General features: G+C 73.5%; 7 protein-coding genes. 5 read left to right on the top strand and 2 right to left on the bottom strand.

What is annotated here, in order from left to right:
- On the top strand, positions 1–447 hold a 447-nt coding region (locus tag QR78_RS24340), incomplete at its 5' end, for an outer membrane protein (RefSeq protein WP_048430177.1).
- A gap of 63 nt (positions 448–510) precedes the next feature.
- Here the strand turns inward: QR78_RS24340 and QR78_RS24345 are convergent.
- Positions 511–990 carry an Lrp/AsnC family transcriptional regulator gene (locus QR78_RS24345; protein ID WP_048430182.1) on the bottom strand — a complete coding sequence of 160 codons (480 nt, stop codon included), beginning with the start codon at positions 988–990 and terminating at the stop codon, positions 511–513.
- A gap of 121 nt (positions 991–1,111) precedes the next feature.
- On the opposite strand from QR78_RS24345, the gene QR78_RS24350 reads away from it, so the two are divergent.
- From QR78_RS24350 to QR78_RS24360, 3 genes are all read left to right on the top strand, one after another.
- Positions 1,112–4,561 carry an indolepyruvate ferredoxin oxidoreductase family protein gene (locus QR78_RS24350; RefSeq protein ID WP_048430178.1) on the top strand — a complete coding sequence of 1,150 codons (3,450 nt, stop codon included), beginning with the start codon at positions 1,112–1,114 and terminating at the stop codon, positions 4,559–4,561.
- 96 nt (positions 4,562–4,657) lie between these two features.
- Entirely contained in the window at positions 4,658–4,873 is a 216-nt protein-coding gene (locus QR78_RS24355) for a DUF2842 domain-containing protein (RefSeq protein ID WP_048430179.1), read from the top strand.
- A 131-nt stretch (positions 4,874–5,004) separates the two neighbouring features.
- Positions 5,005–5,397 (top strand): hypothetical protein, encoded by a 393-nt coding sequence (locus QR78_RS24360; protein ID WP_048430180.1) that lies wholly within the window; start codon positions 5,005–5,007, stop codon positions 5,395–5,397.
- A 9-nt stretch (positions 5,398–5,406) separates the two neighbouring features.
- Here QR78_RS24360 and QR78_RS24365 read toward each other — a convergent pair whose 3' ends face one another.
- Positions 5,407–6,456, bottom strand: coding sequence for a polysaccharide deacetylase family protein (locus tag QR78_RS24365; protein WP_048430181.1), 1,050 nt, complete (start codon positions 6,454–6,456; stop codon positions 5,407–5,409).
- A 102-nt stretch (positions 6,457–6,558) separates the two neighbouring features.
- Here QR78_RS24365 and QR78_RS24370 point away from each other — a divergent pair.
- Positions 6,559–7,523: GNAT family N-acetyltransferase (locus tag QR78_RS24370; RefSeq protein ID WP_053221063.1), on the top strand; the 965-nt coding region annotated here is incomplete at its 3' end.

Genomic DNA, 7,523 nt, shown 5'->3' on the forward strand with positions numbered 1-7,523 from the left:
TTCAACCCGAACGGCATCTCGGGCCTCGACTTCTTCGGCACCGTCCGTGGCCGCCTCGGCTACGCCTGGGACCGCACCCTCGTGTACGCCACCGGCGGTTTCGCCTACGGCTCGGGCGGCGGCCAGGACTTCGGCCTGCCGAACAGCTCGCGCGACAACTTCCAGACCGGCTGGGTCGTCGGCGGCGGCGTCGAGTACGCTCTGCCCACCGACTCGTTCTTCAACTTCTTCCGCTCGTCGGCCGTGACCCTCAAGGTCGAAGGCCTGTACGTGAACCTGGATCAGGGCAACCGCAACAACGGCGTGTTCGCCCAGACCGCCAACGGCACGCAGTACTCGGTGTTCTCGCCGGGCGTCGTGTCGGTCGGCCCGGCCAACCTGTACCGTCGCGAGACCGAGTTCGCGGTCGTCCGCGCCGGCCTGAACTACAAGTTCAACGGCTTCTAGTCTGAACTCTCCGTCCCCGGACGGAGCGGAGCCCGGCCTCACGGCCGGGCTCTTTTTTTGTGCTCAGGCTCCCGTCGGCACCTTCACGCTGAACTTCACCTCGCGCAGGGCGAAGTTCGAGTGGATCTGCTGCACCGCCGGGCAGGAGAAGACCGCCTCCTGCAGGAAGCGCTCGTAGTGCTGCGCGTCCCGCACCACGACCCGCAGCAGGTAATCGGCCTGGCCGGTGGTCGAAAAGCATTCCAGCACCTCGTCCCGGGCGCCGACCACGCGCTCGAACTCCGCCACCCCTTCGCGGTCGTGCTTGGCGAGCGTCACGTGGGCGAAGACGCATTGGCCGTGGCCGAGCGCCGCCGCGTCGACGAGGGCGACGTAGCCGCGGATGATGCCCCGCTCCTCCAGCGCCTTGAGGCGGCGCCAGGTCGGCGAGGTCGAGAGCCCGATCCGCTGCGACAGGTCCTGGACCGAGAGCCGGGCATCGTCCTGCAGGGCGTCGAGGATCGCCCGCTCGAACTTGTCCGGAGGATCCGCGCGCTCAGGCATGGGCATGTCCCGTATCGGTGATTTCCGCTTCGTTCGTACCTCCGTCATCCCCTGCACGGAAGCAGAGAGGCAGGTTTTACCTTTGCGAGGGGCATAGCCTGGCGGCGAGGAGATCCCGCCGATGCCCGAGCTCGACCGCGCCTACCGCCTCGACGACCGCTTCGACCGCAGCGTCGGCCGGGCCTACATGACGGGGACGCAAGCGCTGGTGCGGCTGCTCCTGGCCCAGGCCGCGATCGACCGGCGCGACGGGCTCTCCACCGCGGGCCTCGTCTCCGGCTATCGCGGCTCGCCGCTCGGCGCCGTCGACCAGGAATTGTGGAAGGCGAAGGAGCGCCTCGCGGCCGCCGGCATCCGCTTCCAGCCCGGCATCAACGAGGATCTCGCGGCGGCGGCCCTGCTCGGCAGCCAGCGGGTCGCCCTCGATCCGGCCGCCACCGTCGAGGGGGTGTTCGGCCTCTGGTACGGCAAGGGCCCGGGGGTCGACCGCTCCGGCGACGCGCTCAAGCACGGCAACGCCTATGGCAGCTCGGCGAAGGGCGGCGTGCTGGTCGTGGCCGGCGACGATCACGGCTGCGTCTCCTCGTCGATGTCGCACCAGAGCGACCTCGCGCTCGCCGCCTGGCACATGCCGGTGATCCACCCCGCGAGCCTCGCTGAATACGAGGCCTTCGGCCTCTGGGGCTTTGCCGCCTCGCGCTTCTCCGGCGCCTGGGTCGGGTTCAAGGCGATCTCCGAGGTGGTGGAGGGCGCCGCCTCGATCGACCTCGCACCGCTTCCGACCTTCGCGATTCCGGCCTTCACGCCGCCGCCCGGCGGCCTGCACATCCGCTGGCCCGACCTGCCGAGCCTCGCCATCGAGGCGCGGGCGCTCGAGAAGCTCGACGCGATCCGGGCGTTTGCCCGCGCCAACCCCCTCGACCGGCTCGTGGTGGCGCCGGAGCGTCCCCGCCTCCTCGTCGTCACCGTTGGCAAGGCCCATGGCGACGCCATGGAAGCCTTTCGTCTCCTCGGCCACGATCCTGAGTCCCTCGTCGCCCACGGCATCGCGGTCCTGAAGGTCGGCCTCGTCCATCCCCTCGACGTCGCGGGCATCGCCGCGCTCGCCGCCGGGGTCGAGACCGTGCTGGTGGTCGAGGAAAAGGCGCCGCTGGTCGAGCGCCAGCTGCGCGACGGGCTCTACGACCTCGCTCCCGAGCACCGGCCGCGCATCCTCGGCAAGCGCGACGGCGCCGGGGCGCCCCTGGTGCCGGAGGTCGAGGAGCTGCGGCCCTCGCGCCTGATCGCGATTTTCGCCGCCCGCCTCGACGCGTTAGGGATGGCGGCGCGGGTGCCGCTAGCGCCGTCCCTGCCCGCCGCCCCCGGACCGCTCCCGGTCCGCACGCCGTATTTCTGCTCCGGCTGCCCGCACAACACCTCGACCCGCGTGCCGGAGGGCTCGCAGGGCCGAGCCGGCATCGGCTGCCACTTCATGGCGAACTGGATGGAGCGCGACACCACCGGCATCGTGCCGATGGGCGCCGAGGGCGTGGACTGGACCGGACAGGCGCCGTTCACCCGCCAGGCCCACATCTTCCAGAACCTCGGCGACGGGACCTACTTCCATTCCGGCCACGTCGCGATCCGGCAGGCGATCGCCAGCGGGGCGAACATCACCTACAAGATCCTCTACAACGACGCGGTGGCGATGACCGGCGGCCAGCCGGTCGACGGGGTGCTCACCGTCCCGCAGATCACCCGTCTGGTCAGCGCCGAGGGCGCGGCCCGCGTCGTGGTGGTCTCGGACGATCCCGACAGGGTGGCGCAGGCCGCCGCCCGCGACCCCCTCGGACCCGGTGTCACGCTCCATCACCGCGACGACCTCGACGCCGTGCAGCGGGACCTGCGCGAGACCCCCGGCGTCACGGTCCTCGTCTACGACCAGACCTGCGCCACCGAGGCGCGGCGGCGGCGCAAGCGCGGCCTCGCCCCCCAGCCGGCGCGGCGCGCCGTGATCAACCCCCTCGTCTGCGAGGGCTGCGGCGACTGCCAGCAGAAGTCGAACTGCCTCTCGGTCGTGCCGATCGAGACCGAGTTCGGCGTGAAGCGCGCGATCGACCAGACCGCCTGCAACAGCGACCTCTCCTGCCTCAAGGGCTTCTGTCCGTCCTTCGTCACGCTGGAGGGCGCCACGCCCCGCCGACGCCCGGGCGTCGCGATCGCCCCCGAGGCGGTGGCGGCCCGCGCCGCCGCATTGCCCGAGCCCGATACCGCGCTCGGTCCCGAGCCCTACGAGATCCTGGTCGCCGGCGTCGGCGGCACCGGCGTGGTGACGGTCGGCGCCCTCGTCACCATGGCGGCTCATCTCGAGGGGCGGGGCGCCAGTGTCCTCGACTTCATGGGCTTTGCCCAGAAGGGCGGGCAGGTGCTGTCCTTCGTGCGCCTCGCTGCGGACCCGGCCGGGCTGCATCAGGTGCGGATCGACCGCGGCCGCGCCGATGCGGTGCTGGCCTGCGACCTCGTGGTGGCGGCGAGCGCCGACGCCGCGGCGGTGATCGATCCCGCCCGCACCCGCATCGTCGCCAACACCCACGAGATCCCCACCGGCGCCACCCTGCGCGATCCCGATGCCCGCATCGACACGCGGATGCTCGAAGCCCTGCTCGCCCGTCGGGTCGGCGCCGGGGCGCTGAAGACCCTCGACGCCCAGGCGCTGGCCGAACGGCTCGTCGGCGACGCCCAGGCCGCCAACGTCCTGCTCCTGGGCTTTGCCTGGCAATGCGGGCTGGTGCCGGTCTCGCTCGCCGCCCTCGAACAGGCGGTGACGCTGAATGGCGTCGCGGTGGCGGGCAACCGCCTCGCCCTCGCCTGGGGCCGGCTCGTCGCCGCCGACCCCGCCTTCGTGGCGGCGCAAGGCGAGCCGGCGCCCGAGACGGAGCAAGGTCTCGACGCCCTCGTGGCGCGCCGGGCCGCCTACCTCGCCGGGTACCAGGACGCGGCCTACGCGGCGCGCTACCGCGACAGGATCGCCGCGGTGCGGGCGCGGGCGGGCGACGCGGCGGCCGAGGCCGTCGCCCGCTCGCTGTTCAAGCTGATGGCGATCAAGGACGAGTACGAGGTCGCCCGGCTCCAGTCCGATCCGGCCTTCCACGCCCGGCTGGCCCAGGAATTCGAGGGCCCGGTGCGGCCGACCTTCCATCTCGCGCCGCCCGTCCTCGCCCGCACCCGGCCGGGCGAGACCGAGCCGAGGAAGATCGCGTTCGGCCCGTGGCTGCTGCCGGTGTTGCGCGGGCTGTCCGCCCTCAAGCGCCTGCGCGGGACGCGCCTCGATCCCCTGCGGCTGATCGCCGAGCGGCGCGAGGAACGGGCGATCCTGGCCGAGTACGAGGTGCAGATCGACGCGGCGCTCGCCCTCGTCGGCCGGGCCGATGGCGACATCCTGCGCGACCTCCTCGCCGCCCCGCAGGCGATCCGCGGCTTCGGCCCGGTCAAGGCGCGGGCGATCGCGGCCTGGCGGACTCGCAGCGCGGCGCTGCTCGCCGCGGCCCGGGCCGGCAACGACGCGGCGCCGCCGCTGTCGCGGGTGGGGTGAGGCGGCGGCCCTGCGTCGGCCGGCCGGATTGCGGCGGGCCGGGCCGTCGCGTAGGCGGGAGTTCAGATCCGTCACGCGCCACAGGTTGTCCGCCCCATGCGCCGCCGCACCCGCTCCCTCCTCGGGACGATCGCGATGATCGCCTTCGTGATCGTCTACGCCCCTCTCGCCATGGCGCTCGCCGACAGCCGCATCGCCGAGACCCCCGCGGTGATCCAATCCGTGCTCTATGCGATCCTCGGCATCGCCTGGATCATCCCGCTGATGCCGCTGATCCGCTGGATGGAGCGGCCCGACAGCGATCCCGCCTGAGGACGTCGTCACGAACCGGATGGTTCAGGCCGGCTTTTCGCCCAAAATGGCTGCCAGGGACGATGCCGATTCCCTCACGGCGCGCCCGCCCCGTGCCTTCCCGCTCGAACCCGCAAGGCAGCCCCAGGCCCATGCGCCACGCGCCCGCGCTCATCCTCCTCGCCGGCCCCCTCTTCCTCGGCCCCCTCTTCGTCGGCCCGTCGACCGGCACCGCCCTTGCGCAGGGCACGCCGCGCTCCGTCGGCGAGTGCGAGCGCATCAAGGGCGACCTCGCCTACAACCAGTGCCTGTCGCTGTTCGGCCCGGCGGCCAAGAACGTGGCGGCGGCCGCCGCCGCGGTCTCCGCGGCGATCCCACGTCTGCCCCTACCCCCAGCGCTGGCCGAGGCCGCGGCCAGTGCCGAGCCGGCTCCGCGGGGGCGGCGCGGCTGGAACCGGCGCCTGCGCGGCGGCCGCCAGAGCGCGACCTTCGCGGTCATCAGCGGCGGGGGGAGCCGTCACTACCGCCGTCGGCGCCACCGCTGACGGGACCCCTCACGCCACGTTGAGCCGCCGGCCGCGGTTCCAGGCCAGGAACGGCACCCCCGAGAGCAGGGCGCGCAACGCGGCATCGGTCTGGAAGAGGCCGTTGACCGAGACCCGCGGCAGGGCGTGCAGGTGGGCGGCGTGGCCGGCGAACAGATGGCCGGGCCGGGTCGTGACCGCGGTGACGTAGCCCGCCTCGCGGGCGAGGGCGAATTCCCGCGCGCCCGCCGAGCCCGGATCGCCGACCGGGTAGGAAAAATGCTCCGGCACCGCGCCGAGGAGGTCGGTAAGGCGTGCCCGCCCCTCGACGATCTCGCGCCGCGCCGTCGCGTCGTCGTGCTTGGCGAGCATCGGATGCGTCAGGGTGTGCGCGGCGAGCGTCACCGGCTCCTCCCGGGCGAGCGCCCGCAGCTCGCCCCCCGACAGGCACAGCTCCCCGGCGATGGCGCCCGCATCGATTCCGGCCTCGCCGCAGAGCCGGAGCGTCGCGGCGCGCAACCCCTCCTCCGGCCCGGCCCGGAGCGCCCGGTAGGCCAGCGCGAAGGCGGCGGTCTTCTCCGCGTCGTCCGCCGCCGGGAGGTCGAGCCCGACCTCGGGCAACCGCACGCGGCCCAGCGCCCGGATCGCCCGCTCCAGCTCGATCCACCACAGCCGGCCGGTCCCGGTGGCGAAGTCGTGGGTGACGTAGAGCGTCCAGGGTGCGCCGTGCCGGCGCAGGATCGGGGCGGCGTGCTCCCGGTTGTCGCGGTAGCCGTCGTCGAAGGTCAGCACCGCGAAGGGCGGACCGCCCCCGGCGAGGCGCCGCGGCACCTCCGCCAGCGGAACGATCGAGAAACCCCGCTCCCGCAGCAGCGTGAGCGTCCGGTCGAGGAAGGCCGGGGTGATCGAGAGCAGCCGATTCGGCGCATAGGCCCCGCCCTCGTCCGGGCGGACGTGGTGGAAGGTGAGGATCACGCCGCGGCCGCGGGTCGCCGGGCCGAGCCAGCGGTCGGCCCCGGTGGCCGCGATCGTGGCGAAGCCGGTCTGGAACAGGCGGCGGCGGGCGGCGGCGGAGAGCATGCCGGGGAGAATGCCGGCGATCGGCCAAAGCTTCGTTACGGCGTTTGCGGATTCTGCACGCTTGCCAGCTAGGCCATCGGGGAGACGATCGAGGGCGAGGCGATGGGCGGCACGATGCAACTCGCGGCGGAGGGCGTGGCGGCCGGTCCGGCGCCGGCCCTCGTGCTGGTGCCCGAGGTCTTCTCGAGCCTCGCGGCCGCCGAAGCGACCTGGCGCGCCCTCGAGACGGCGCCCGGCGCCGTGATGACGCCCTACCAGCGGTTCGACTGGGTGGCGGCCTGCGCCCGCATCCTGCCGCCGGGCGCCCGCCCCTGCCCCGTCCTGCTGCGCGATCCCGCCGGGCGGCCGCTGGCGCTGCTGCCGCTGTTCGTCCACCGCGAGGCCGGCATCCGGGTCGGCCGGGTCATCGGCGGCCGGCACGCCAACTACCACATGCCGCTCTTCGCCCATCCCGAGGCGATGGCCCTTCCGCACGACGCCTACGCCAAGGCCCTGCTCCGCGCCGGCGCGCAGGCGGGGATCGACGTGATCCACCTGCCGGACCAGCCACGTCTGTGGAACGGCCTGCCGAACCCGCTGGCCCAGGGTAGCGCCTCCCCGAGCGACGCCTACGGCCTGGCGCTGGAGGCCGATCCCGAGGCGGTGCTCAAGCGGGTGATGAGCGGCGACGCGCGGCGCAAGCTGCGCCAGAAGGAGAAATGGCTCACGGGCGCCCTCGGCCCGGTCGAGCACCGGGTCGCGGCGGACGACGAGGAAGGCGCGGCGATCCTGTCGGCCTATCTCGCCCAGAAGGCGGTGCGTTTCGCGCAGGCCGGCATCAGCGATCCCTTCGCCGATCCGGCGGCGCGCGACTTCCTCGCGGCGGCGCACCGGGCCGGTGCCCTGGAGCTGCACGCCCTGCGCACGCAGGACGGGCGCATCCTCGCGACCTTCGTCGGCGCCGTCGATGCGCGGCGCTTCAGCGGGATGCTGACCTCGTTCGATCCCGACCCGGCGCTCGCCCGGTTCAGCCCCGGCGACCTGCTGCTCCAGGCCCTGATCCGCGACCAGTGCGCCCGCGGGCGCAC

Origin of the sequence: Methylobacterium indicum (assembly GCF_001043895.1) — a bacterium.
In the GTDB taxonomy this organism is placed as follows: domain Bacteria; phylum Pseudomonadota; class Alphaproteobacteria; order Rhizobiales; family Beijerinckiaceae; genus Methylobacterium; species Methylobacterium indicum.

What these genes read in the sequence shown, in the direction of transcription:
- QR78_RS24345 (WP_048430182.1), bottom strand. Translation starts at nt 990, where the DNA reads ATGCCTGAGCGCGCGGATCCTCCGGACAAGTTCGAGCGGGCGATCCTC.
- QR78_RS24350 (WP_048430178.1), top strand. Translation starts at nt 1,112, where the DNA reads ATGCCCGAGCTCGACCGCGCCTACCGCCTCGACGACCGCTTCGACCGC.
- QR78_RS24355 (WP_048430179.1), top strand. Translation starts at nt 4,658, where the DNA reads ATGCGCCGCCGCACCCGCTCCCTCCTCGGGACGATCGCGATGATCGCC.
- QR78_RS24360 (WP_048430180.1), top strand. Translation starts at nt 5,005, where the DNA reads ATGCGCCACGCGCCCGCGCTCATCCTCCTCGCCGGCCCCCTCTTCCTC.
- QR78_RS24365 (WP_048430181.1), bottom strand. Translation starts at nt 6,456, where the DNA reads ATGCTCTCCGCCGCCGCCCGCCGCCGCCTGTTCCAGACCGGCTTCGCC.